The sequence below is a fragment of the Deinococcus grandis genome, from assembly GCF_001485435.1.
Classification (GTDB): Bacteria; Deinococcota; Deinococci; order Deinococcales; family Deinococcaceae; genus Deinococcus; species Deinococcus grandis.
In genome coordinates, this window is record NZ_BCMS01000001.1 from 808,454 (window position 1) to 831,604 (window position 23,151).

20 protein-coding genes are annotated in these 23,151 nt (G+C 70.5%); 15 read left to right on the forward strand and 5 right to left on the reverse strand.

The genetic code is table 11. The features are described 5' to 3' along the window. Nucleotides 1-15: 15 nt before the first annotated feature. The 14 genes from DEIGR_RS04120 (at nucleotide 16) to DEIGR_RS20805 (ending at nucleotide 16,847) form a co-directional block, all read left to right on the forward strand. Complete coding sequence (locus tag DEIGR_RS04120) at nucleotides 16-462, forward strand: hypothetical protein (RefSeq protein WP_058975518.1); 447 nt, start codon at nucleotides 16-18, stop codon at nucleotides 460-462. Nucleotides 463-520: 58 nt separating this feature from the next. Continuing rightward, entirely contained in the window at nucleotides 521-928 is a 408-nt protein-coding gene (locus DEIGR_RS04125; RefSeq protein ID WP_058975520.1) for a hypothetical protein, read from the forward strand. A gap of 72 nt (nucleotides 929-1,000) precedes the next feature. Further along, entirely contained in the window at nucleotides 1,001-7,510 is a 6,510-nt protein-coding gene (locus DEIGR_RS04130) for a phage tail tape measure protein (RefSeq protein ID WP_058975522.1), read from the forward strand. Nucleotides 7,511-7,520: 10 nt separating this feature from the next. Continuing rightward, nucleotides 7,521-9,086: a hypothetical protein gene (locus DEIGR_RS04135; protein ID WP_058975524.1), complete on the forward strand. Its 1,566-nt coding sequence runs from the start codon at nucleotides 7,521-7,523 to the stop codon at nucleotides 9,084-9,086. Between the two features lie 8 nt (nucleotides 9,087-9,094). Beyond that, nucleotides 9,095-9,730, forward strand: coding sequence for a hypothetical protein (locus tag DEIGR_RS04140; protein WP_058975525.1), 636 nt, complete (start codon nucleotides 9,095-9,097; stop codon nucleotides 9,728-9,730). Continuing rightward, nucleotides 9,723-12,935 (forward strand): SGNH/GDSL hydrolase family protein, encoded by a 3,213-nt coding sequence (locus tag DEIGR_RS04145; protein WP_058975527.1) that lies wholly within the window; start codon nucleotides 9,723-9,725, stop codon nucleotides 12,933-12,935. The genes DEIGR_RS04140 and DEIGR_RS04145 overlap by 8 nt, the downstream gene beginning before the upstream one ends. Nucleotides 12,936-13,129: 194 nt before the next feature. Continuing rightward, a complete protein-coding gene (locus DEIGR_RS04150; RefSeq protein WP_058975529.1) occupies nucleotides 13,130-14,494 on the forward strand; it encodes a hypothetical protein in 1,365 nt (454 codons plus the stop codon). Then, on the forward strand, nucleotides 14,491-14,664 hold the full coding sequence (locus tag DEIGR_RS20800; protein WP_160329911.1) for a hypothetical protein: 174 nt from the start codon (nucleotides 14,491-14,493) through the stop codon (nucleotides 14,662-14,664). The genes DEIGR_RS04150 and DEIGR_RS20800 overlap by 4 nt, the downstream gene beginning before the upstream one ends. Nucleotides 14,665-14,783: 119 nt before the next feature. Next, nucleotides 14,784-14,975, forward strand: a complete 192-nt coding sequence (locus DEIGR_RS04155; RefSeq protein ID WP_058975531.1) for a hypothetical protein — start codon at nucleotides 14,784-14,786, stop codon at nucleotides 14,973-14,975. Further along, nucleotides 14,956-15,306, forward strand: a complete 351-nt coding sequence (locus DEIGR_RS04160; RefSeq protein ID WP_153013625.1) for a hypothetical protein — start codon at nucleotides 14,956-14,958, stop codon at nucleotides 15,304-15,306. Before DEIGR_RS04155 ends, DEIGR_RS04160 begins: the two co-directional genes overlap by 20 nt. Then, nucleotides 15,303-15,644, forward strand: coding sequence for a hypothetical protein (locus DEIGR_RS04165; RefSeq protein ID WP_153013626.1), 342 nt, complete (start codon nucleotides 15,303-15,305; stop codon nucleotides 15,642-15,644). The genes DEIGR_RS04160 and DEIGR_RS04165 overlap by 4 nt, the downstream gene beginning before the upstream one ends. Next, nucleotides 15,634-16,239 (forward strand): glycoside hydrolase family 108 protein, encoded by a 606-nt coding sequence (locus DEIGR_RS04170; RefSeq protein ID WP_058975537.1) that lies wholly within the window; start codon nucleotides 15,634-15,636, stop codon nucleotides 16,237-16,239. Before DEIGR_RS04165 ends, DEIGR_RS04170 begins: the two co-directional genes overlap by 11 nt. Nucleotides 16,240-16,324: 85 nt before the next feature. After that, on the forward strand, nucleotides 16,325-16,639 hold the full coding sequence (locus tag DEIGR_RS04175; protein WP_083524112.1) for a hypothetical protein: 315 nt from the start codon (nucleotides 16,325-16,327) through the stop codon (nucleotides 16,637-16,639). Between the two features lie 103 nt (nucleotides 16,640-16,742). Continuing rightward, nucleotides 16,743-16,847 (forward strand): phosphoribosyltransferase, encoded by a 105-nt coding sequence (locus DEIGR_RS20805; protein ID WP_160329912.1) that lies wholly within the window; start codon nucleotides 16,743-16,745, stop codon nucleotides 16,845-16,847. 195 nt (nucleotides 16,848-17,042) lie between these two features. Here DEIGR_RS20805 and DEIGR_RS04180 read toward each other — a convergent pair whose 3' ends face one another. The 5 genes from DEIGR_RS04180 to DEIGR_RS04200 all read right to left on the reverse strand — a co-directional run bounded on the left by DEIGR_RS04180 (nucleotide 17,043) and on the right by DEIGR_RS04200 (nucleotide 20,002). Beyond that, nucleotides 17,043-17,588, reverse strand: coding sequence for a DUF1684 domain-containing protein (locus DEIGR_RS04180; protein WP_058975542.1), 546 nt, complete (start codon nucleotides 17,586-17,588; stop codon nucleotides 17,043-17,045). Between the two features lies 1 nt (nucleotide 17,589). After that, nucleotides 17,590-17,805 (reverse strand): RNA-binding S4 domain-containing protein, encoded by a 216-nt coding sequence (locus tag DEIGR_RS04185; RefSeq protein WP_046843150.1) that lies wholly within the window; start codon nucleotides 17,803-17,805, stop codon nucleotides 17,590-17,592. 216 nt (nucleotides 17,806-18,021) lie between these two features. After that, nucleotides 18,022-18,543 carry a hypothetical protein gene (locus DEIGR_RS04190; RefSeq protein WP_058978519.1) on the reverse strand — a complete coding sequence of 174 codons (522 nt, stop codon included), beginning with the start codon at nucleotides 18,541-18,543 and terminating at the stop codon, nucleotides 18,022-18,024. Continuing rightward, complete coding sequence (locus tag DEIGR_RS04195) at nucleotides 18,543-18,998, reverse strand: hypothetical protein (protein ID WP_058975544.1); 456 nt, start codon at nucleotides 18,996-18,998, stop codon at nucleotides 18,543-18,545. The genes DEIGR_RS04190 and DEIGR_RS04195 overlap by 1 nt, the downstream gene beginning before the upstream one ends. Continuing rightward, entirely contained in the window at nucleotides 18,995-20,002 is a 1,008-nt protein-coding gene (locus tag DEIGR_RS04200) for an Ig domain-containing protein (protein ID WP_058975545.1), read from the reverse strand. Before DEIGR_RS04200 ends, DEIGR_RS04195 begins: the two co-directional genes overlap by 4 nt. Nucleotides 20,003-20,131: 129 nt before the next feature. Here DEIGR_RS04200 and DEIGR_RS04205 point away from each other — a divergent pair, with 129 nt between their 5' ends. Then, nucleotides 20,132-23,053 (forward strand): insulinase family protein, encoded by a 2,922-nt coding sequence (locus tag DEIGR_RS04205; protein WP_058975547.1) that lies wholly within the window; start codon nucleotides 20,132-20,134, stop codon nucleotides 23,051-23,053. Nucleotides 23,054-23,151: the final 98 nt, after the last annotated feature.

Sequence of the window (23,151 nt, forward strand, 5' to 3'; positions counted from 1 at the left end):
GAACTCTCGGACCAGATGTACGCCCTGATCGGCGTGACCGGGTACGACCTGCCCACCCTGGCCGCGCTGACCATCCCGCAACTGCACTGGCTGATGCGGGGCCAGGGTCAGATCCTCTACCCCCGGCTGCGCCCGCAGCTGGACGCGAACTGGGCGCACATGGACAAGGACGGCGTGGCGAAGATCCTGAGGGGCCGCGCGGCAGAACCCCCGCCACCCACGCGGGAGGAACGCGACCGGGCCGAGGCGTACCGCATCGCCCACGCGTTCTACCTGCCCAGCACGCCCGCAGCGGGCACCACCCTCGTCCCGAAAGCCGAGCCCATCGGGGGGCTGCCCGTCGCCACCGCGCGCGCCGTCATGGCCTTCGCGGAGGCCGGCGGCTTCCCCGAGAACGTCTGGGCGGATGACGTGGCGCCCCTGTGGCACCAGATTCAGGCAACGGCCGCACAGGGCACCTGACGGGGGCTGTGTCTCACATGCGTCAACGCCTGACGCGCCCAGGTGATACGGGTGAAGGGTGAAGAAACTTCTCCTTCTGCCCCTCCTGGTCCTCCCCCTCGCCGCCTGCACCCCCTCACAGGGCGTGAAGCCCCGCATGTACGCCGGGAACAGTGCCGAGATCCTCACCGCGATCAGTCAGATCGCCACGACCATCCAGCCGCTGGGCGGGTACGACTACTTCAGCGTGACGGAAGTGACCCCCACACAGGTCACCGTGCGCGCCAACCCTACCATCGGCATGCAGTTCCTCGCCGGGAATCAGCCCATCACGGCCACCTTCACGGCCCTGCAGTCCGGCAACAGCACCAGTGTCAGCCACTTCGCCAAGCTGGGCACCAACGCTGTGACCCCCTCCTCCGCAGTTGACACCCGCATCGAGAACGTCTACAAGGAACTCGCCACGCGGTTCACGATGCTGCCCTGACCTACCCCCTGACCCCGTGACCCCCGCCCTGCGCGGGGGTTTCTCATTCCGCCCCTGCGCGGGAGGTGAACCATGACCCAGAGTGACGCTCCCGACACCCCCGGCATCAGCCTCGGCAGCCTGACCGCCGACGTCGCCTTCAACCTCGACGAGGCTCAGCTCAAGCGCGCGCTCGACGCCGCCGAGGCTCGACTCGGGAAGAAGATCGAGATCCCCGTGCTCGTCGGCGGGAACGCCATCCCCGCCCTGCGCGACCTGCGGGCCGAACTGGACCGCGTAAGCGGACAGACCACCAAGGTCAGCCGTGAGCAGGCCGCCGCCGCCCGCAGCCTGGAACAGCAGTACCGCGCCGCCGGGCAGGCCCAGGTGCAGGCCGCGCGCGTCACGGCCGCCGAGAGTGCCGCCGCTGCCGCAAAGATCCGCGAGCAGTCGGCTGCGTACTCCCTGCAGACCCGTATGGCCGCCCAGGCCGCGCGGGATGAGCGCGTGCGGTCCCAGGCGACCATCACGGCCCTGGAGAACGAGCAGCGCAGCTACCGGAACCTGTGGCGGGCGCGGCAGCTGAGCGACGACGAGACCATCGAGGCGCAGCGCCGCATCTACCAGCAGGCACTCCTCCAGGCGCAGGCCGTGGACAAGCAGAGTGACGCCTACCGCCGCCTCACGCAGGTCATGGCCAGCGCGCAGAACACGGTGAACAACGTCCAGGGCATCAACACGCCCGGCGGGTTCAGCGCGGGCATCACCCAGGGCATCCTCCAGGCGGTCGGGAACCTCGGGCCGTTCGGGCAGCTGCTCGAACAGGTGATCACCAGCGGCATGCAGGCCGCCGAGCAGGCCGCCCGCGAGGGCGCGCGTGACGTGGCGCAGCAGGCCGGGGCGGGCCTTCAGAGTGGACTCGCCGGGCAGCAGGGCCGCGTCCGGCAGGCCGCCGTGAACCTCGCGCACGAAGTGCAGGACGGTGCGGAGGACGCGCTGGACATTCACAGTCCCAGCCGCGTCATGCGCCGCATTGGGCAGTTCGCCGGGGACGGCCTGCGGGACGGGCTGCTCAGCAAACGCGCCGAGGTCGGCGCCGCCGCCAAGGCCCTCGCCAACGCCGCCGAGGTGAACGCCACGCCGAACATCCCCGTCGTGGCCACGCCCGTCAGCGGAGGCGCGTTGGGCGGCGCGGCTCTCCCGGCTGTCCTCCCCAGCGCGCAGGCGGGCCTCAGGGGCGTCGCCACGCAGGCCGCCCTGGCCACCGCTGCGCTGGGCGGCACGGCCCTCGCGGCTGGCGCCGTGAGTGTCGCTCTCGTGAACGGCACCCAGAAGGCTGCCGCGTACCAGCAGGGGCTCGCGGAGATCAGCACCCTCACGAACAAGATGCCGGGCGACCTCGACGACCTGGGCCGCAAGATGCTCAAACTCGGCGTGGACACCCGCCGGTCCTTCGCGGACCTGAAGGCCGGGTACGAGGAAATCCTCGGCGCGAGCGTGCGCGGCACGGACAGTGAACCCGTCGCGCTGCAATTCCTGGAGCGGTCCGCGCAGCTGGCCCGCGTCACTCGCGAGGAAACCAAGGTCGCCGCCGACGCGCTGACCAGCATCCTCAACGCGTACGAACTCGACGCGACCAGCGCCGCGCGCGTCACGGACATGCTGTGGGCCAGCATCAGCGCCGGTAAGGTCCGCCTGGGTGAAATCTCCGGGAGTCTCGGCGCGGTCGCCGGTCAGGCCAAGAGCCTCGGCGTCCCGCTGGAGGAACTGCTCGGCGCCATGGCGCTGCTCACCACGCGCGGCATCCCCGCCAGCACCGCCCTGGAGTACATCCGCTCAGCCCTGACGAACGTGCAAAAACCCAGCAAGGAAGCGCGGGACCTCGCCAAGAGCCTGGGCATCGAGTTCAGCGCCACGAGCCTCAAGAGCATGGGCCTCGTGAAGTTCCTCGACCAGCTGGGTCGGGGCGTGGGCGACAACAGCCAGGCGCTCGCCACCCTGATCGGGGACGTGGGCGGCCTCCAGGCCGTGATTGGCCTCCTGAACGGCGGGCTGAGCGACACGGGGGGCATCCTCAGCAAAGTCACGAACAGCACCGGCGAACTCGACCGTGCCACTGCGAAACTCAAGGGCACCGCGCAGGACAGCGTGGGGGAGTTCAACGCCGCGTGGGACCGCACGCAGATCCTGTTCAACGGCACCCTCCTGAGCAGCTTCACCACGTTCCTGGAGAAGGGCGTGAACCCCCTGCTGATCAAGCTGGGCGACCTGAAAGAGGCCATGAACAACGCCGCCACCCCGGCGGAACTGCACGCCACGCTCCAGATCACGGCGAAGGATGACGGCACCACCGCCATCCTGAAGTTCCTGCTGGGCGCGGGACAGCAGATCGAGAAGGGCTTCAACCCGGCCAACAACCCGGCTCTGCGCGCCGCTGCCTTCATCGTGGCCCGCACCGGCCTGGGGCGCGGGGCAGGGGAGGCCGCTCCGACCAACCAGGCGGACCTGACCCTGAAGCGGATTCAGCCGCAGGTGGGCGAGGGGCCGCTCCTGCCGGGGCAGCAGCGCGCGGTGCAGCAGGCCACGGACGGCATCGTGCAGGCGCTGGGTATGGCCGGGAAGCGCATCCTGAACGAGTTCGGCGTGAGCGGGAAGGACTACCATCACGACGGCGCCGTGCGGGCCGACGCGACCCACAACGGCATCGACTTCGGCGCGCCGCGCGGGACGCCGATCCTCGCGCCGTTCGCGGGCCAGATCAGCACCCGGCAGGACGCGCGGAACGGCAAGGTGTTCGAACTCGTGGACGCCCTCGGGAACAAACTGGTGGGTATCCACCTCGACCAGTTCGACGCGGGCGTGCAGGAAGCCCTGCGTAAAGGCGGCGGGAAGGCCCTGATCCTCAGGGGGCAGCAGATCGGCACCGTGGGCAACACCGGCACGACCGCCGGCAGCGCGCCACACCTCCACCTCATGGGCTACCGCGCGGGCAGCACCACGCCCGTGGACGCCCGGACCATCGGGTACGCGGGGCTCGACGGGAGTGTCCGCCCGGCCGACACGAACACCACCCGGACGGCCACCACGTTCGTCAAGAAGACCGATCAGGCCCTGATCGCCGAGGCGCGGCGCATCCTCGACCGCATCGAGGCCGCCACGAAGGCCGGGGACGTGACCGGCAAGGTCAAGGCCGAGGCGGTGCTGAAGGCGTTCACGGACAGCGGCCCGCGCGCGGCGGCGGCGCTGGAGATCGTGCGCAGCGAGGCGAAGGCCACACGGAAGGAGGTCAGCCAGTACGGGCAGACGTTCGACAAGCTCAAGGGGCAGCTCGACCTCGCGGGGTCCACGTTCAAGCTCTCGGACGACGCGCAGGGGTACGTGCGGAGCCTCGACGCCATCAGCAAGGCCGCCCAGGCCGCCGCCAGCAGCGAGAAGGCGAAGAACGGGGAGACCGCGAAGTACCGCGCGCTGCTCGACCTCGCCGGGGACGCTGCCGGGAAGGCCCGCCAACAGCGGGAAGGGGATGACCGGGCTGCCCAGCAGGCCGCCGACAAGGCCAAGGCCCGCGCGAAGGAACAGGCGCAGCTGCGCGCCCGGTACGCCGCGCAGGCCCGCGACCTGGAGGTCAGTGAGCAGCAGGCCACCCTCGCCCGGGTCCGAACCCTGAACAGTGCCGAGCTGGACGCATTCAAGGGGACGCAGGCCCAGCGGGTCGCGCTGATCAAACGGCAGGCGGCTGACGAGGCCAATGCCCGTGAGCAGGTCGCGCGCGCCGTGCGGGACAAGACCATCCGGGAGGCTCAGAACGCAGGCGGCCCGAACATGGGCACGGCCATCGAACAGGCCCGGCAGGCGTACACGGACGAGGTGCAGGCGGCGCGACTCGCGCAGCAGACCGCGAACCGCGCCGCGCTCGCCGGGGAAGCTCAGGCCGTGAGGCAGGTGCGGGACGCGTACGGCGAACTGGCCACCGGCCTGCGCGAGAAGATCCGCGCGGGGCAGGTGGACGAGGAGGCCCTGGCCGCGTACCGCAAGCGGGTGGATGAACTGGCCACCTCTGCGCGCGCGGCGGGCGTGGCGGGCAGCCGCTTCGTGACCGGCGCGCAGGCCAGCGCCGAGGCCGTGTACCAGCTCGCCATCGACGCGCAGGTCGCCAGCGGCGCGTACGACAACGTGGGCGACAGTTACGACCGGGCCACCCGCGCCGGGCAGGGGTACACCGTGACCCTGGAGCGGGCCCTGGATCTCCTGCCGGACGGGGAAGCCGCCACGGACGCGTACGTGCGCGCCCTGGAGGACCTCGCCACGCAGGGGCGGGTCAGCGCCGACACGCTGAACGCCGTGCGGCAGGCCATCGCGGACCGCACGGTCATCTGGCAACTGGAGGCCGAGCAGATCGCCCGCGTCACCACCGAGGGCCTGGGCGCTGCCGACGCCCTGGCGCAGGTCGGGGACACCGAGGGGGCCATCGACACGCTGTACGGCACGCTCGACGACCTCTACACCCGCCTGGAAAACGGGGAGGACGTGGCCGCCGCCATCGGGCAGGTCGTGGACCGGCTGAACGACCTGGGCAGCGCCCTGGATCTCGACACCGAGTTCGGGACGTTCGTGGCGGGCCTGGGCGGGATGATCGACGATCAGATCGCGCAGGTGGTGGACAAGATCGCCGACCCCGCCACGGGCGCCAAGCTCGCCGCGAAACTGAAGGTGTTCCTCGCGGACCTGCGCGGGCAACTGCCGAAGTACGCCGACCCGTACGCGGCCGGCCTGATCCCCGGGGGCAATGGGTTCGCGCCCCAGGTGCAGGACGGTGCGGACCTCGCCACCATCACCCGCGCCCGGGATCTGGGCACGCTGATCGCCGAGACCACCGACCCGGCCGCGCTCCAGGGCGTGATCGCAGAGGTGACCGACCTGCTCGCCAGCGAGGCGGGCAAGAAGCTCAGCGACGGCACCCGCCAGGGCCTGGAGGACGGCGTGAAGGACGCGCAGACCTACCTGGGCATCCTGAGCGACCTGACCGAGGAGGCAGTCGTGGACGGCTGGGAACGCGGCACGCGCGGCGCCCTGGCGAACCCCACTCCCACCAACGAGTTCACCAGTTGGGCCCAGAAGATCTTCGACCTGGGCGCGGCGGGCCTGAACGACCCCACCACCTTCGACGGGCTCACCCAGAGCCTCGACGAGGCGCGCGCGAGCGGCGAGCTGACCATCGCGGACCTGCAGAACCTGCTGGCCCTGATCGAGCAGCTCAAGAGCGCGAGCGACAACGTGGACCTTGGCCCCATCGGGCGGATGAAGGGCAACTACGACGGGCTGCTCACGCGGGGTGTCGGTATCGAGCAGGCCAGGGCGGCGGGGGAACTCGACACCGTGGACGCCGCCACGCAGCTGCGCGGGCTGGCGAAGGAGGCCGAGCGGTACGCCGCAGCGGCTCAGGCGGCCGGGGATGCCGAACTAGCGGGACAGTTCCGCCAGATCGCCCGGGGCGCACGTGAGGCGGCCGGGGCCATCGGGAAGCTCATGGACGCGCAGGAGTACCTCGACTGGGGCGGTCAGGTCGCGGGCTCCCTCGGGCAGGTTGCAGGCGCGCTGGGCGAAATCGAACAGGCGTACGACGGGGTGACCGGCGAGAAGCTCTCCACGCCCTGGAAGGACCTCGCGGCGAACCTCGACGGCGCGCAGAACGCCGCGAAGAAGCTGGGCAGCATGATCACCGACGTGGTCAAACTGCTGGCCAACCCCGCCGACATTGGCGCGTGGGTCAGTCTCATCACGAACGTGGTCAGCTCCATCGCCGACGCCATCAGCGGGTTCAAGAAGGCGCAGGCGGAGGTCGCCCGCCTCAAACAGGAGTTCGCGCAGGACAACCCCCTGCTCAACCCTGGCGACTACCAGAAGGCGTACACCCGCTCGCGCGGCTTCCTGGCCGACGTGTTCGGTGGTGGGCCCGAGGTGGTCAACGAGATCGACAAGATCGGCGTGATGTTCGCCAAGAGCCTACAGGACGCGCTGATCGGCGGGATCAAGACCGGGATGGTGGAGGCCATCAAACAGAACGACTTCAGCCTGTTCAAGAGCACCCTGCGCGAGAACACGTTCGACGGCCTGCTGGCCGGCATGGTAGACGCCTTCCTGAAAGACGAGATCCTGAAGAGCATCCTCGCCCCGGCCATCAAGGCTTGGAGTGACGCGCTGAAGACGCCGGACACGGCGGACGACGCGGCGGCCCTCGCGGGCATTGACGCGGCGATCAGTCAGGTGGATCAGCGGGCCGAGCGGTTCTACACGGACGTCGCGCCGAAGTTCATGGACCTGCAGCAGCGCTGGGGTATCGACCCGGCCCAGTCGGGTGGTGGGACCAGTGGCAGTCGCCCGGTGTTCGGGAACGCCCCGGACGTGCAGTACGGCGCCCCGCCCCGCGTGCTGTTCCCGCCCGAGGCGCTGCTGGGCTTCACGGCGTTCGGGCAGGCCGTGCCCGAGTGGCGGGCCGGGGTGGCCGAGTGGCGGCAGATCAACGCGGAGTTCCGGCAGACGGTCGCAGACCTCGGCCGCTCACGCCCCGGCGGGCTGCAACCCCTGTCCGGCGGCGCTCTCTAGGAGGTGAATCATGGATGACCTGACGTACCAGCTGCTCGCGTACCCCGTCATGGGCGGCGAGCCCCGCGTGATCCCCGCGCGGGAATCGTTCATCAGCGCGGACGGCGGGAACGGCCTGCGCCTCCAGCTCGCCCGGGGGGACTGCCGGGAGGCCACGTGGACGGCGGTGGGCCGTGACCTCGCCCTGCCGCCCCTGACGCCCACGCAGGTGCAGGTGCGCGTGAACGGCGTCTGGACGGCCGTGTGGTTCGGGGAAGTGCGGATCGGCGGGAATGCCCGCGACGTGGACGGCGAGAGCTACACCCTGCGCGGCATGAGCCGGACGTTCGACGAGGTGGTCCTCAGTGACGGGTTCGCGCAGCCCGCCCAGGCGGCCCACCTGACCCTGCGGGCCGCGTTCCAGGACGTGATCAGCAGCGGGCAGTGGGGCACGCCCAGCCTCGTGCTGTTCGACGAGGCGCGGTTCGCTGACCTGGGCTTCGACTTCCCGGAGGTGAAGGACGGCGCGCAGCAGACCCTCGCCGGACTGATCGAAGCGGTGCAGGCCGTCGGGACGCGCGAGAACGTGGACGTGTGGGTGGGCGTGCGCCCCGACCGGTACGCGTTCGCGCGGCCCGCCGCGCAGACCGTGCGGAACATCACGGGCGAGATCAGTGCCCGCCCGCAGTGGCGCAGCCCCGTGGCCGAGACGCCGTACACCGCCGTGCTCTGGTACCTGGGTAAACGCCAGAACGGGCGCCCTCTGACGTACCTGAGCCGCAGCGACAGCGCCCGCGTGTACCGCACGCGCATCAAACGCCTCACGCCCGGCCCGGACCTCACGTACTGGCAGGCGGCACCCGGCACGTGGACATGGGTGACCTACGACGGCGCCGGGCGGTACGTGCCCCTGAACCCACAGCCGCCCCTGGCCGCCTTCGGCGTGCTGCGGGACGGGAAGGCCGGCACGGAGGACGGCGGCCTCGGCATGACCCAGGACGTGACCCGCCTGGGCCTGCTGTTCGAAACGCCCTACCCCTTCCAGCGGATCACGTACACCGGCCGGGCTTACAGCGGCACCCCCGGCAGCCTGGGCAGCGACGTGGCCACGCTGGTCGCCGTGCCGGACGAGACCGGGTACGTGGTCGCGCCCCTCGCTGAGCACGGCGCCGGATGGGCCGCGGGCAGCATCACGCTCGACGCGCCCGCCACCCGCGTCCTGTTCACCAACCGCGCCAGCCTGGGCGACGCCACCCAGACCACGCTGGTCCTCACGGAGTTCCGCGCGGACCTGATCGACCCGCGTGACCTCGACAGCGCCGCCCAGTACCACTACGCACCGCCCGCGCGGGAACCCGCTGAACTCGAAACGCAGGTGTTCGTGCCGCCGGACGACCTGCCGGGCCGCGTGCGCCTCGACGACCCGGACTTCGGCCCGGCGTACGAGCGAGGGCTGGACGCCGTGGAGTACCGCCTCACCGACAACCTGTACACCGCGTACCTGACCGAGCAGGCCGACGATCCCGGCAAGCTCGCGCAGGCCGCCCTCATCAAGAAACGGGACGACGCGGCCGTGATCACGGCCGTCACCGCGTAGGAGGTGCCATGCCCACACCCGCCGTAGACCCCACCTGGGCGACCGGCCCCGACCTGAGCCCCGCCAGTTGGCGCGACGTGAACTTCGAACTGCGGGACGTCAGCGAGAACTTCCTGGTGGCCCTGCCGCCCACCGTGGGGTTCCGCGAGGCGCTGGGCACGCCCGACCCGTACACCTGGGACCACCCGCCCCTCACGGACCGCTGGTTCCCGCGTGGGGACGGCGTGCCCCGCATCCGCCCGATCATGACCCTCACCGGCAGCTGGACGTACCAGGATGACGAGGAGGCACTGATCCACACGGCCGCCATCGAGGACGCCATGCCGTACGCGCGGAGCGTGTGGTGGCGCGGGCAGTTCCTGATGCTGCTGGACGCCACGCGGCCCGGCAACACCCTGATCACGTCCGGCACGCGCCTGCGCGAGACGACGTTCAACGTGTCCCTGAACACGGTGGAACGCGTGACGCGCAGTAGCCTCCTGGCCATCTATCCGCTGCGCAAGCTCCGCATTGAGGAGATCGGCGGGGGCACGGCCATCCTGACGCCCCTGAAAGGCGTGAGCACACAGCGGGGGCAGTTCCTGCTCGTCACCGATGACGGCACCGCCTTCGCATTCGACACCCTGGAGGCCACCTATGGCTGAATCCGTACTCACCAACACCGACGCGAACTTCCAGGCGTTCCGGGCAGCCACGACGTACGCGCAGCAGCGCGCACAGGCTGCCGAGAACGCCCGCGCGGCCATCGCCGGTCTCATCCCAGACGCACAGGCCGCCGCCAACGCGAAGGCAGATGCCCTGCTGGCCGCCGGCGCGAAGGCGGACGCCTTGCTGGCAGCTGGCGCGAAAGCCAACGCCCTGCTGGCCGCTGGTCTCCTGCCGGATCTGCGAGCCGCGCGGCTCGCCGCAACCGCGACCGCCGGACTCATCGCGCACGAGGGGGGCGACCACACCACCATCCCGGCCGGAGCTGGGGTGTACCGAATCATGACCGGCACGGAGGTCGGGCAGGTCTGGGAGCGCGTGGCCGGTGGTGGCGTGCTGCGCCGCCCGGAACTGGAGGCCGCTGCCGCCGCCGATGTGCAGGCCCTGCGACTGGGCAGCGTGGATGACCTCGCGACGCTGCCGGCCTTGCCGGGGGACGTGCTCATGGTGGCGGGCAGCCGTGGCGGTCGCTTCGTCGTGAAACCCGCTGCCGACGCCCCTCCGGCGGACGGTGGCGTGGTGTTTGCCCTGCCCGGTGACCGCGTGGCCGTGCGCGAACGTGAGGGTCGCGTGCGGGGCGTCTGGTACGGCCTGGTGCCGGATGGTGACCTCACCCTGGCCGGGGCGGGGACGGACAACGCCGACGCGCTCGACGCGCTGTTCGGCGCCGTGAACCGTTACGGGGGCCTGATCGACATCGACGCGGGCGTGTACCGCACCAGCCGCCGCCTGCCCGTCCTGGGCAGCAAGCCCTTCCGCCTGGAGGCCGGGGGCGTCAGTCTGGTGTTCAGCGTCAAGGACACCGGCTCGTCCGGCGTGGGCATGCCGATGCTCACGCTGTACCAGGCGCGCAGCTGGTACGCCAACATCGGCCTGATCCGCCAGCTGGGCCTCCCCGACCCCAGCCGCGACATCACCGAGGGGCACGCGCCCGCCGGGATCGCGCCCGCCGGGTGGGGCGACCCGTTCCAGCTGCGATCCGATCTGCCCGCCGCCCGCTACTGGCGCACGCACAACGACCACGGGATCAGCGTGTTCGGCTGCCAGGACTACGAGCTGCACGCGACCGTGGACGGCGTGCGTGGCATGGGCACCGTCGTGAGCGGCTGCAGTTACGGCCGGGCGTACCTCACGGTGCGCCGCAGCCTCGCGGACGGCGTGCACATCCACGGGGGCAGCAGCTTCAACCATTTCACGGTGCACGCCGATCACACGGGGGACGACAGCGCCGCGATGGTCCGCAAGACGGGCGAGCCGGAGATGGTGGGCAACGTGCTGGACGCCACGAGCGAGTGGAGTCTCGCGCGCGGGATCGTCGTGAGCGGCACCACCAACGCGCACGTGCTGCGCGCCGACGCCCGCTATGCGTGGAAAGAAGGCGTGCTCGTGGCGGCCGAGGCGCTGGAGGGGGAACTGACGCTGTACACCCGAGTGGCGGAGGCCGCCGCGTTCGCGTGCAACCAGGCGCGCGACCCGGAGAGCAGCGGCACGGCCGGCATCCGCGAGGGGTACCCGAACGCGCCGCATCAGCAGCGGTACACCGAGTGGGGCAGCATCCGCGCCATCAACAACCTCGGCGCCGGCGTCCGCCTCGAAGGGCAGTTCACGACCGTGCAGAGCATCTACAGTCAGGGCAATGCGTACCCGGACCGGATCACGGCGCAGGCGGACCTGCGGGTCGGGACGCACCAGAGCCTCGACCAGCCCGCCCCGATCTACGGGGACGTCACGAACCTGTCCGTGGACGTGATCCGCACGCTGCGCAGCACCGGCACCCTCCAGGTGACCGGCGCGGGCCCGGTGGATCTGCGGCGGGTCACGACCGACGCGCCCCTGGTGCTCGACAGCATGACCGACCTGACCCTGGGCACCATGCAGGCGCAGTCGATCAGCCTGGGCAACATCAGCCTGATCCGCGGCGGGGACTGGCGGCTGGACAGCGCGCCGGTCGCGGCGGCGGCATTCACCAACGTCAACAACGTGCTCGTGGAGAGCCTGAACGTGCGGAACCCGAACCGCACGAACGATCCCAACGGGCGGGCGCTGTTCCTCTCGGGCGTGCAGGACCTGACGATCCACCGCTACCGCCTGGAAACGGACGACCGCTTCGTCCGCCTGATCGAGATCAACGGCTCGGCCAGCAGCGGCGTGCGCCTCCCGGACGTGCAGGCGATCATGACCAGCCCGGACACCACCGGGAACATCTTCGTGAACGGCAACGCGGCGGGGATCACGTACCGCGCCCGGGTCAGCAACGATGCCGGGGCGCACTACGTGCTGCGCGAACGGGACGATGCGGCGGCCGTGGCGGCCCGCTCGCCGCAGGACGAGGTGGTGGCCTGGGGGGACAGCATCACGCAGGGGATCACCAGCACCATGAGTTACCCCTACCTGTTGAGTGCCCTGCTGCCACACCGCCGCCCAGCCATCAATATGGGGATCGCGGGGCAGACCACCCGGATGATCCAGGCGCGCGCCGGTGGGGAGGCCGTGACCTTTACGGTGGCCGGCGGGTCGCTCTCGGCGGCCGGGGACTTCGCGGCCCTGACCCTGGCCGATGGGAGCGTAGATCTGCTGCGTTCGGACGTGGTGCGCTCCCTGCGGGGGACGCTGGCCGGGCGCCCTGGGGTGCTCAAACGCGACCCGCCACTGGACGGGGGCGCCTACTACTTCTTCCCCGACCCGGCGGCCACCGCGACGGCGGCGGCGGGCTCGGTGCCGTTCGTGCCGGATGCCGACGCCTACCGCCGCATGTGCAACATCATCTGGTCCGGGCGCAACGACGACCTGACGACGAGTGCCGGGCGGGACGTGGTGGCCGCGCGCATTGGGACGATGGTGGGCCGCCTCCAGTGGCCGCGCGAGTTCCTGGTGATCGGCGTCCTGAACGCCACCACCGAAGCCCTCGGCACCTCGCAGTGCGAGGGCATCAAGGCCCACAACGCATCGATGGCAGCGGCGTACGGGGTGCGGTTCCTGGACCCGAGGGCCGTGCTGTGCGTCAACGCGGATGGCAGTGCACGCGCGGATGGCACGCCGAATCCCGCATGGATGTACGACCCGGTGCACCCGAACGATGCGGGGCAGTGGCGCCTGGCGCAGGCCATCGCCGCGAAGGCCGCCACGTTCGGCTGGCAGCAGTAGACCCCGCAGCACAGGGCCGGGTATCGGTTAACTGGGAGCCTCCGGGCTCCCTTCCTCGTCTATATACGCCTCCTGCTCCTGCATGCACCGCCATTTGCCTGCTACCCCCCCCCGCCCTGGCACATGCCACGCTCTGACGGCGGGACCGTCACCTGGTTCTGGGAGATCAACTAGAGGTCGGTATAGTTGGGGGCGTGATTGTCTCCCAGTCCCCCCGCACCCTCCGCGTGTCTACGGTGGGCATCGGTGCCGCCGCCGTCCTGTGCGGCCTGCTACTCGTGATCACAGCGGGACTGCTCATCAACGTGCAGCACGCCGTGATTGGGCAGGTGATCCTGGGCGAGCGGGTGCTGGCGCTGCTGGGATTCGCCCTGGCAATCGCTGGCGTCCTGGCAGGCGGGCGGGTGCGCCTGACACCTCTGGCGGCGCTGGCGTTCCTGGTGCCGATCTGGGGCGTCGTCGCCCTGATCATCCAGGAGGTGTGGTCCAGCACGAACACGTGGCAGGCCCGCACGGTGGCGTACCTGATCCCGTTCGCCACGCTCGGACTGGTGGCGCTCGCGCCCTACGCGCCCCGCAAAAATCGCACGGCAGCGTGGACCCTGGGGGGCCTCACCGCCCTGCTCGTCGGCATGGGGTTGGCGCAGTGGGCTACCCAGACACCGATTGTGTGGGTGGGCGAGAAGGGCTCATGGTACCCGTGGGTGTGGCGGGCGCAGGACCCCACGACGGGCCTGCTGAGCGTCCGGGCATTCAGCTATTTCTACACACCAGTTCAGTACGGCGTGTTCTGCGCTGCCGTGGGTTTGACGGCGGTGGCCGCGTGGCGCATGCGGCCTGTCGCGTTGCCCCGCCCCCGCCTGCGGATCAGGACTACGGTGCGGCTCCCCCGGCTGCGCGTCCGCCCCGTGCAACCCCACCTGCTGATCGGTCTGATTGGCCTGCTCGGGGTGTACGCCAGTGCCAACCGCACCGCGCTGGCCGGTGCTGCGGTGGCCGTCATGGTCGTGATCGCTGCGAAACTACGTCCCGCCGTTGTGCGGTACGTCCCTGCGCTGCTCACGGCGCTGTACGTCATCCTTTGCGGCACCCTCGTGTTTGCGGATGGGCTCTCGGAGCTGATCGGCAGGCTCAACACCGGCGGGGACGCGCTCTTCCAGAGCAAGAACCTGCTGATCCGCCTGTCCGACTACCCCATGCTCCTGCGTGAACTGACGGCGCGGAACGACCAACTCCTGACAGGCGCGCGTGACCTGGAGGCCCTGCTGACTCCGGTAGGCGCACGCCCCGACCTCGCGGATTTCGTCCCAGTGGATAACGAGGGCCTGTTCCTCACACTTCAGTTCGGACTGCCGGGGTTGCTGCTCGCGCTGGCCTGCCTGTACTGGCTGGCACGAGAGGGCGCGCAGGCGTGGCTCAGACGGCAGAGTCCGTTCGGGCTGGGCCTCCTGGGGCTCGTGACCGTCTGGGCCGTGGGGGCGTGCGTGAACGTGGTCTACATCTACCTGCTCCCCGTCGCTTGCGTCCTCCTCCTGCTCTCCCGCCCCCGCCGCGCATGACGCTCAGCCTCTCCGCTGCGGTGTTCTTCGGCAGTAGCCTGCCCATCTGGTTTGCGGTCGCGTGGGACGCAACGCAACGCCTGCCGCTCTGGGCGCGCATTGCCATCCTGCTGCTGCCCCTGCTGCCCGTGCCCTGGATACGGGTTGAGATGCCCACCACAATTTATTGATCTGATCCCCTATCCCATCACAGCACCGCCCCAGCCTCTCCGGCCCTGGGGCGGTTCCCATTCACCCCGGCCGGACTCTGGAGCCTCATGCCTCAATCTCACCCCCCGACAGGAGCGACATGAAAGACCCCCTCGTCATCCTCACCTGGATTGTCGGTGCTGGCTTGCTGCTCGTCCTTGGACGGTACGCCGTCACTGGGCAGCTCGACGACAAGATCCTCGCAGGCATGGGCACCATTCTCGGCGGCCTGATCACAGCGCTCGCCACTCGCAAAAAGGACGGTGACAGCAATGGCCGTAACACCCCTTGATCTCCTGGCCGCCCTCGCCCTACTCGCCTTCGTCTCCGGCATGGGCGGGGTGACGTACCGCGCCGTCATGCTGCTGATCCAGCTGATCGCGCCCAAACCCCACTGGCAGGAACGCGGGGCGCTCCTGATCATCCTGGCGCTGGGGTACATCGTGCTCCTGGCGCTGGACGTGCCGAGCGTCCTGGCGAGCCTGCGCGACAACAGCAGTCACGCCACGCTGGACAGCGTGCTGCGCACGTCGGTGTTCGCGGCGTGGCTGTGGGTGCTGAACACCATCCTGCTGATGCTCGCCAGGGGCACCCTCGGTCCTCAGCCCCGGTGGCGCCGGTGAACGCTGGCGTGATCGGCCTGCTGCTGATCGGGCTGGCGCTGGGCGTGGCGAGCGTCGCGTGCTGGCGCTTCATGCTCAGCCCACTCAGCCGCTGGGCACCGGGCCTGCTGAGCCTCGCGTACTACGCCGCGATGTGGGCGTGGCCGCACGAGGCAATCACTGCGGCCCGGGTGGGCGTGGCCTACCCGTTTGGTGACGGCGTGCGCGTGACGCTGCTGGGACTGGCGCTGGTGCTGGCGATCATCGAACTCTCGGTGCGGCTCACGCGGGCCGTGCGGCACAACGCGGCGCTCAGGGCGCAGCTGGCAGCGCAGGGAAGGGGAGAGCATGACGATTGACTTCGAGAAGGCCCACGAGTTCACTGCGAAGTGGGAAGGGGGGTACGTGAACCACCCGGCGGACAAGGGCGGCCCGACGAACCTGGGCGTGACCCAGGCCGTGTGGGAAAGCTGGTGCCGGGAGCGCGGCCTGCCCGTGAAGCCCATGAAGACGCTCGTCATGGCGGACGTACTGCCGCTGTACGAGGCGCGGTACTGGCCCGCCGCGTCCGGCCTGCCCTGGCCGCTGAGTGGCGTGGCGTACGACATCGCCGTGAACCACGGCCCAGGCAACCTGCGGCTGATGCTGGGCAGCGTCCCGGCGACAGGCACCCCGGCGGAGCGCGCGGCCCGGCTGATCGATGCGCGGGAGCAGTTCTTCCAGAACATCGTCAAGGCGCGGCCCAGCCAGCAGGTCTTCCTGAAGGGCTGGCTCAGACGGGTGGCGGCCCAGCGTGACTGGCTCGCTGAGCAAGCGGCGCGCCCGCCGGTCCCGCGTGTGTTCCTGCGGGGCACCGGCGGGGAGAACGTCCTGTGGGATGGGAAACCCACGATCTACAACGGCTCACGCCTGACCCTGTACCCGGACGGTGCGCTGCAGCTGGAACGCGAGTAAGGCCCGCCGTGCCCCATGGGGCACTGACAATCCACCCTCTCACCGGCCCCCTGCGATGGGGGCCGTGCCCTTGGAGGCACCCACCATGACGAACCTGAACCCGCAGACCATCCTCAACGACCTCAAGAGCCGCATCGGCAATGTCCTGACCGTGGACGGCCTCAAGGCTGCTGCGAAGGCCGCCGCCCGACTGGCGAACCAGGCACTGCCCGGTGCCACCGGTGCGGAAAAAGCCGCGTTCGCTGAGAAGTGGCTGCTGGCCGCCGTCGAGGAGTACGACAACAAGATCCCTGTCCTCGGCGCGTTCATGGACCTGCCGATCATCGATCGACTGGAAGCCGCAGCTGTACGTGCGGCCGTCGCGTGGGGCTACAGCGCGATGGAACTGGACGCCGCGTAACTCCTCGGACAACTCAGGCGATTGACACGCCCCCACCCTGGCCTGCGCTGGGATGGGGGCGTTTTTCGTTATCCACAGGCGGGCTGTGGATAACTCCATGTGCATGAGTGCGCCTCCACTCACCACCGGGCACACCGCGCAGGCCTGCCAGGACGCCCTGATGCAGGCGGGCGCGCCACAGGTGTACGTGGCGGTCGTCGCCCGCTGAAACAGGCTGCGGGAGGGCGGCGGGCGCCTCCCGTCCACCCCCTCCCGCCCGGGCCTGCGTCAGCTCATACGGATTCCGTCTGTTTCGCTGACAACCTGGAACGTCACGGGGTTATCAGCTCCACGTCTGGAACCCGTTTTTCTCCCACTCGCGTCCGCTCGGATGGAACGGCTTTGCAAGCCATTCGATCCGAGTTCAGCTCAGGCGTTCGCCGGCCGTCACCGCGTCCGGTAGCCAGTTCTCGCGGGGCGGGAGCGGGCAGGTCCAGCCTTCTCCGTACGCGCAGTACGGGTGGTACGCCAGATTGAAATCGACCCGCACCAGCGCGCCGTCCCCGCCCAGTTGCCGGTCCAGGGGCGCGTCCAGGTAACGGCCCGCGCCGTACGTGGTGTCGCCACTGGTGGCGTCACGGAACGGAATGAACACCCGCTCCGGGCGCTCCTCACCCAGCGGGGCGAACACCAGCAGCGTCCGCTCGCCGTCCGGGAGGGGCAGCTGCACCTGCCCGACGCGGGCCATGGTGCGCGTCTCGCCCGTGTTCGTCTCCAGCGTCCACTCCGCGCCCGCGTCATCCTGCGGCAGCGGCTCGAGCAGCACCGTGAACGCCCACGCCTCGTCCGGCGGGTAGTACGACAGGCCCGCGAACGCCGCCGGGTTCACCGGACCGCGCCCCGCCGCGAAGTGCTCGTCCTTGCGGCGGCGGAAGTCCAGCACCGCCGCCTCGTACGCCGAGGCGGTCACGTTAGAAATCCACCCGCACGCGCTCCCCGGCGTACTCCACGATGTCCCCCCGGCGCAGTTTCTTGCGGCGGCGAGTCTCGATCTCCCCGTTCAGGCGCACCTCGCCGCCCTGCACGCGGAACTTCGCCTCGCCGCCCGTCTCCACCATGCCGCGCATCTTCAGGAAGTCCTGAAGGTCGATCGTGTCCTGCTCGGGGTACCCTCGTTCGCCAGTCATGCCGCGCAGCGTAGCAGCGCCCGCCCCCACCTGTCTGTGGGGCGGGGTGTGGGCTGTGGGCTCACTCTGGCGGATTCCGTCTGTTCCGCTGACGACCCGGAAGGGCGCCGGGTCGTCAACTCCACGTCCGGAACCCGCAGGGCTCCCACTCGCGCTGCTGCGCAGCTCTCCGAGTCCGCTCGGACTGGACTGGTTGTACCAACCAGCCCAGCGGAGTCACAGCTTGTACTGCGCGCTGAACAGTTTCAGGTCGGCGTCGTCCACCTTGCCGTTGCCGTCCAGGTCGCCGATGCTGGTTGACTTGCCGTAGTTGTTCATGAGCAGCGCGAGGTCGGTCAGGTCGATCTTCCCGTCGCCGTTCAGGTCCGCGCCGCTGAGGCGGGCGCGGGCACTGGCGGTTGTCCAGTCGGTCAGTTTCCACTCGCGGGTCAGCTCCGCGCGGACGGCGTCCTGGAGGTTCAGCGGGCCGCGCGGGTTGAACTCGATGCGGCGCTCGGTGCCCACGCCGAAGCTGCGGGCCGCGACGTCCGGGCTGAATGGGGCGGCGCCGCCCAGCGTCAGGATGGGGCCGCCACTGGTGTCCAGCGTGACCGGGAAGTCCGGGGTGGACAGGGCCGCCAGCGCGGCCTGCACGGCTTTCGTCAGCTCCTCGCCCTGCGGGCGGAGTTTGACGGTCACGGCACCAGCGGTCCCCGCGAGGGTCAGCAGGGCAGGCAGCAGGAGGGTCCGGGCGCGCATCACTTGCCTCCCCGGGCGCCCAGCAGCGCCTCACGCAGTTTCGTGGGGTCCGTGATGTCGCCCGCCGCGACCTTCCCGGCCGTCACGGGGTACAGCCCCTGATTGAAGCCCACGACCGGGCTGTCCAGTCGCGTGGCGTACAGCAGCGCGACGACCTCCAGCCCGGCGCGCAGGTCGGGCAGGCCGTCCACGCCCTTCAGGACGAACAGGGCGGGCCTGCCGTCCTGCTGCGGCAGCTTCGCGGCGTCCCCGGCGATGGTCTCGGTGACGGTCAGCGGGTACGCGAGGTACGTGACCTCCCCGTCCTTCACCTCGGCAGGGGTGCCCAGCGTGGCGCGGACGATCACCTCGGCCCGCTGCGCCTGCTGCGCCAGAGTCAGCGTCGGCGCGGTGGTCGCCAGGGCCGGGGAGAGCACGGTCAGGGCCGCGCCCAGCAGCAGCGTGCGCGCGTTCACTTGCCACCCCCGGTGCCGCCCGAGGGCGGAGGAGTGGGAGTCGGCTCGGTCTTCGGCGGGGCCGTCTTCGGCGCCTCGCCCGGCGGGGTGGTGTCCGTCCCGGTCTTCGGCGCGTCGGTCGGGGTGGAAGTGCCGGGCTTCACGTCACCCGGTTTCGCCTCCGGGGCTTTCTCCTGCGCCGCCTTCTCCTGCGCTGCTTTCTCCTGGGCGGCTTTCTGCTCGGCGGCCTTCTGTTCGTCGAGTGTCTTCTGCTCGGCGGCCGTCAGTTTCTGCGCGAGGACCTTGCCGTCCCCGCCGCGCGCCTCGTAGCCCAGGTCGGGGCTGCTCAGGGTGACGGGCGCGCCCGGCTTCACGCTGATCAGCGCCACGCGCGCGCCGCTGCGCGGCACCGCCTTGAAGCCCAGGTCCACCGTCAGGCGCGGGCCGTCCTGCCGCCAGAACACCAGCGCGCCGCCCTCGGGCTGCACGCGCGTGACTGTCACGTTCGCCGGGAGCGTCCACGTGACACGCGCGGCCCGCACGCTGCGCGGCGCGGCGATCAGCAGCGGCACCCGCGTCTCGCCGCGGATCTCACCAGTCGGCAGGGTCAGGCTGAGGCTCAGCGGCGGGAGTTCCTGCACGTTCAGGGTGTACGACTTCTGCTTGCTGCTCAGCGTGGAGTCCGTGACCTCCAGCGTGAAGGTGTACGTCCCGGTCTTCGTGGGCGTGCCGCTCAGGGTCGTGCCGTTCCCGGTCAGGTTCAGGCCCGGTGGGAGGGTGCCCTCGATCCGGCGCACGGTGTACGGCCCGGCGCCGCCCGCGACCTCGATGGGCGCCGAATACGGTTCCTGCAGGTACACCGGGGGCAGGCCGCTGGCGCGGTCGTTGAAGTACAGCGCGTCGCGCGCACTGGTGCTGGACGTGCCGGTCAGGTCCTGCCCGCACGCGACCAGCCCGAAGGCGGGCAGCGCGCAGGCCAGCAGGACGCCCAGCCCCTGCCGGGCAGCGAAACGCGAATGTGCCATGCCCCGCAGTGTAGCCGCGCCGGGCCGCGCGGCGGTGAACGGACCGTGATACCGCCGGGCGCGCCGCCGCCCGAATCGTGCCCGACTTCCCGCACGGCCCGGCGGGAGCGGGTTTAGACTGCCGGGCATATGACGATCATGGATTCACTGCCCGCCGCGCCGCGCGTCGGCGAGACGCTGGGCCGCTATACCGTCGAACGGGTCGAACCCCTGCCGGAGATGCAGGGCACGCTGGTGCTGCTGCGCCACGAACTGGGCGCCCGGCACGCGCACGTGATCCGCGCGGACGACAACGCCGCGTTCGGCGTGACCTTCCCCACCGTCCCGCAGGACAGTACCGGCGTGGCGCACATCCTCGAACACGTGGTCCTCATGGGCAGCCAGCGCTTCCCAGTGCCGGACCCGTTCTTCTCGATGCTGCCCAGGTCGCTGAACACGTTCATGAACGCCATGACCGCCAGCGACTGGACGACCTACCCGTTCTCCACGCGCAACGAGAAGGACTTCTTCAACCTGCTGGCCGTGTACCTGGACGCGACGTTCTTCCCGCTGATGCGCTACGAGAGCTTCCGGCAGGACGGGCACCGCTTCGAATTCGCCACGCCGGACGATCCCACCACGCCGCTGAAGTTGCAGGGCGTCGTGTACAACGAGATGAAGGGCGCCATGGCCAGCCCCGGTTCGGTCATGTGGCGCGCGTTCGGCAAGGCGCTTTACCCGGACTTGACGTACGCGAACAACAGCGGCGGCGCCCCCGAGGAGATCCCGAACCTGACCTACGAGGGCCTGCGGGCCTTCCACGCGGCGCACTACCACCCCAGCAACGCGTTCTTCTACACGTACGGGCAGCTGCCGCTGGCGCGCATCCTGGACACCATCGAGAACCACGTCATGGCGAACTTCGCGCCGCAGACGCTGGACGTCAGCATCCCCGACCAGCCCCCCTTCGACGCGCCCCGCCACGAGAGCGCCGTGTACCCCGGCACGGACGTCGAACGCGGCGCGCAGGTCCTCGTCGGCTGGAAGCTCGGGCATTCCAGCGACCCGGACCTGAACCTGCGCTGGAGCGTCCTGAGTGACGTGCTGCTGGGCAACCCCGCCGCGCCCCTGACCCGCCCGCTGATCGAGTCCGGGCTGGGCAGCGCCCTGGCGGACGGCAGCGGCTACCGCGACAACTTCCGCGAGGGGGCCTTCGCCGCCGGACTCAAGGGCCTCCCCGCCGGGAAGGCCGCCCAGGTCGAGACGCTCGTGCTGCGCACCCTGGAGGAGATCGCCACGCAGGGCATCGAGCCGGAACTGATCGAGAGCAGCCTCCACCAGTTCGAGATCGCGCAGAAGGAGGTCAGCAACAGCGGCTACCCCTACGCGCTGGGCGTGATGTTCCGCCTGCTCGGCCCCTGGATGCAGGGCGGCGACCCCGTCACGGGCCTGCGCCTCGACGCGCAACTGGGGCGCCTGCGGGCCGACCTCGCGCAGGGCGCGGTGTTCGAACCGATGCTCCGTGACCTGCTCGCCAACCCCCACCGCGTCACGCTGGAAGTCGCCCCTGATCCCGCCCTGGCCGAACGCGCCGAGGCCGACGAGGCCGCGCTGGTCGAGCGTCTCAGCGCCAGCTTCACCGACGAGGACCGCGCCCGGATCGTCGCGGACAGCCTGCGCCTGAAGGAACTCCAGGGTCAGGAGGCCGACCGCAGCGTCCTGCCCACCCTGGGCCTGGAGGACATCCCCACCGCCGCGCCCGCCGTGACCTACCACACCGAGCAGCCCGGCCGCGCCCGCGTGGCCCGCGCCGCGCAGCCCACCGGCGGCCTCACGTACCTGGACGTGCAACTGCGCCTCCCGGCCCTGCCGGACGACCTGCTGGACGCGCTGCCGCTGTACACCTTCGCCGTGACCCGCAGCGGCGCCGCCGGGCAGGACTACGTGAGCCTCGCGCGCCGCATCGAGGCCGTCACGGGCGGCGTCAGTGCCGCCGTCGGCGTGGGCACCCCCCCGGACGACCTGAACGCCGTGCGGCTCGCCGTGACCTTCAGCGGCAAGGCCCTGGCCCGCAACGCCCCCGCCCTGGTGGGCGTGCTGCGCGACCTGATCGCCGCGCCCGAATTCACCCGCGACCGCCTGGAGCAGCTGCTCAAGCAGCGCCTCGCGGGCCTGAAAGCCAGCGTCGTGCAGGCCGGGAACGCCTACGCCGAACGCCTCGCCGCCGCGCAGCTGAACGCCACGGGCGCCGTGCAGGAACGCTTCAGCGGCCTGACCGCCCTCGCCACCCTGAAAGCCACCGTCGAAGGCGAAGGCGGGCTGGACGACCTCCTGGAGCGCTTCGGGCGCCTGCGCGACCTGATCCGCACGGCGGAACCCCTCCTCGCGCTGACCGCCACGCCCGACGACCTGAACCTCGACCTGACCCCCCTCACGGACCTGTTCAGCGGCGACGCCCCCGTCGGCCGCCCCGCCCCCACCCTGCCCACGCGCGCCCCCCAGGCCCGCACGACCGACGTGCCCGTCTCGTACAACGCCGTCGCGTTCCCCACCGTCCCCTACACCCACCCCGACAGCCCCGCCCTGCTCGTCCTGTCCCGCGTCCTGCGCAGCGAGTACCTGCTGCCCGAACTGCGCGAGAAAGGCGGCGCGTACGGCGGCGCCGCCAGCTTCGACCCGCGCGAAGGCGTGTTCGCCATGAGCAGCTACCGCGACCCGCACGTCACCCGCACCTACCAGGTGTTCAAAGACGCCCGCACCTTCCTGAACGGCGACCTGGGCGAACGCGAACTGACCGAAGCGATCCTCTCCGCCAGCAAGATCCTCGACCCCCTCACCAGCCCCGACACCGCCGGCCGCCGCCGCATCTACGGCGACCACGCCGGCTACACCCAGGACCTCGAACAGACCTACAAAGCCCGCCTCCTGGCCGTCACCCTGGACGACCTGCGCCGCGTCATGGACACCTACCTCACCCCGGAACGTGCCACGTACGGCGTCGTCACCGGCCGCGACCCCAACAGCGACGACCTCGCCGCACTGGGCCTGACATTCGACGTACAGGCCATCTGAGGGCAGTAGGTAGTGGGGAGTAGGCAGTAGGAAGTAGGAACAGCAGGGGCCACCTCCGGGATGTGGAGGTGGCCCCTGCCACGTCGTTCAGCCCTGAA

Excerpts from the sequence above, each read along its gene's own strand:
- DEIGR_RS04120 (WP_058975518.1), top strand. The coding sequence starts at position 16 with ATGTACGCCCTGATCGGCGTGACCGGGTACGACCTGCCCACCCTGGCC.
- DEIGR_RS04130 (WP_058975522.1), top strand. The coding sequence starts at position 1,001 with ATGACCCAGAGTGACGCTCCCGACACCCCCGGCATCAGCCTCGGCAGC.
- DEIGR_RS04135 (WP_058975524.1), top strand. The coding sequence starts at position 7,521 with ATGGATGACCTGACGTACCAGCTGCTCGCGTACCCCGTCATGGGCGGC.
- DEIGR_RS04140 (WP_058975525.1), top strand. The coding sequence starts at position 9,095 with ATGCCCACACCCGCCGTAGACCCCACCTGGGCGACCGGCCCCGACCTG.
- DEIGR_RS04145 (WP_058975527.1), top strand. The coding sequence starts at position 9,723 with ATGGCTGAATCCGTACTCACCAACACCGACGCGAACTTCCAGGCGTTC.
- DEIGR_RS20800 (WP_160329911.1), top strand. The coding sequence starts at position 14,491 with ATGACGCTCAGCCTCTCCGCTGCGGTGTTCTTCGGCAGTAGCCTGCCC.
- DEIGR_RS04155 (WP_058975531.1), top strand. The coding sequence starts at position 14,784 with ATGAAAGACCCCCTCGTCATCCTCACCTGGATTGTCGGTGCTGGCTTG.
- DEIGR_RS04160 (WP_153013625.1), top strand. The coding sequence starts at position 14,956 with ATGGCCGTAACACCCCTTGATCTCCTGGCCGCCCTCGCCCTACTCGCC.
- DEIGR_RS04170 (WP_058975537.1), top strand. The coding sequence starts at position 15,634 with ATGACGATTGACTTCGAGAAGGCCCACGAGTTCACTGCGAAGTGGGAA.
- DEIGR_RS04175 (WP_083524112.1), top strand. The coding sequence starts at position 16,325 with ATGACGAACCTGAACCCGCAGACCATCCTCAACGACCTCAAGAGCCGC.
- DEIGR_RS20805 (WP_160329912.1), top strand. The coding sequence starts at position 16,743 with ATGAGTGCGCCTCCACTCACCACCGGGCACACCGCGCAGGCCTGCCAG.
- DEIGR_RS04185 (WP_046843150.1), bottom strand. The coding sequence starts at position 17,805 with ATGACTGGCGAACGAGGGTACCCCGAGCAGGACACGATCGACCTTCAG.
- DEIGR_RS04190 (WP_058978519.1), bottom strand. The coding sequence starts at position 18,543 with ATGCGCGCCCGGACCCTCCTGCTGCCTGCCCTGCTGACCCTCGCGGGG.
- DEIGR_RS04200 (WP_058975545.1), bottom strand. The coding sequence starts at position 20,002 with ATGGCACATTCGCGTTTCGCTGCCCGGCAGGGGCTGGGCGTCCTGCTG.
- DEIGR_RS04205 (WP_058975547.1), top strand. The coding sequence starts at position 20,132 with ATGACGATCATGGATTCACTGCCCGCCGCGCCGCGCGTCGGCGAGACG.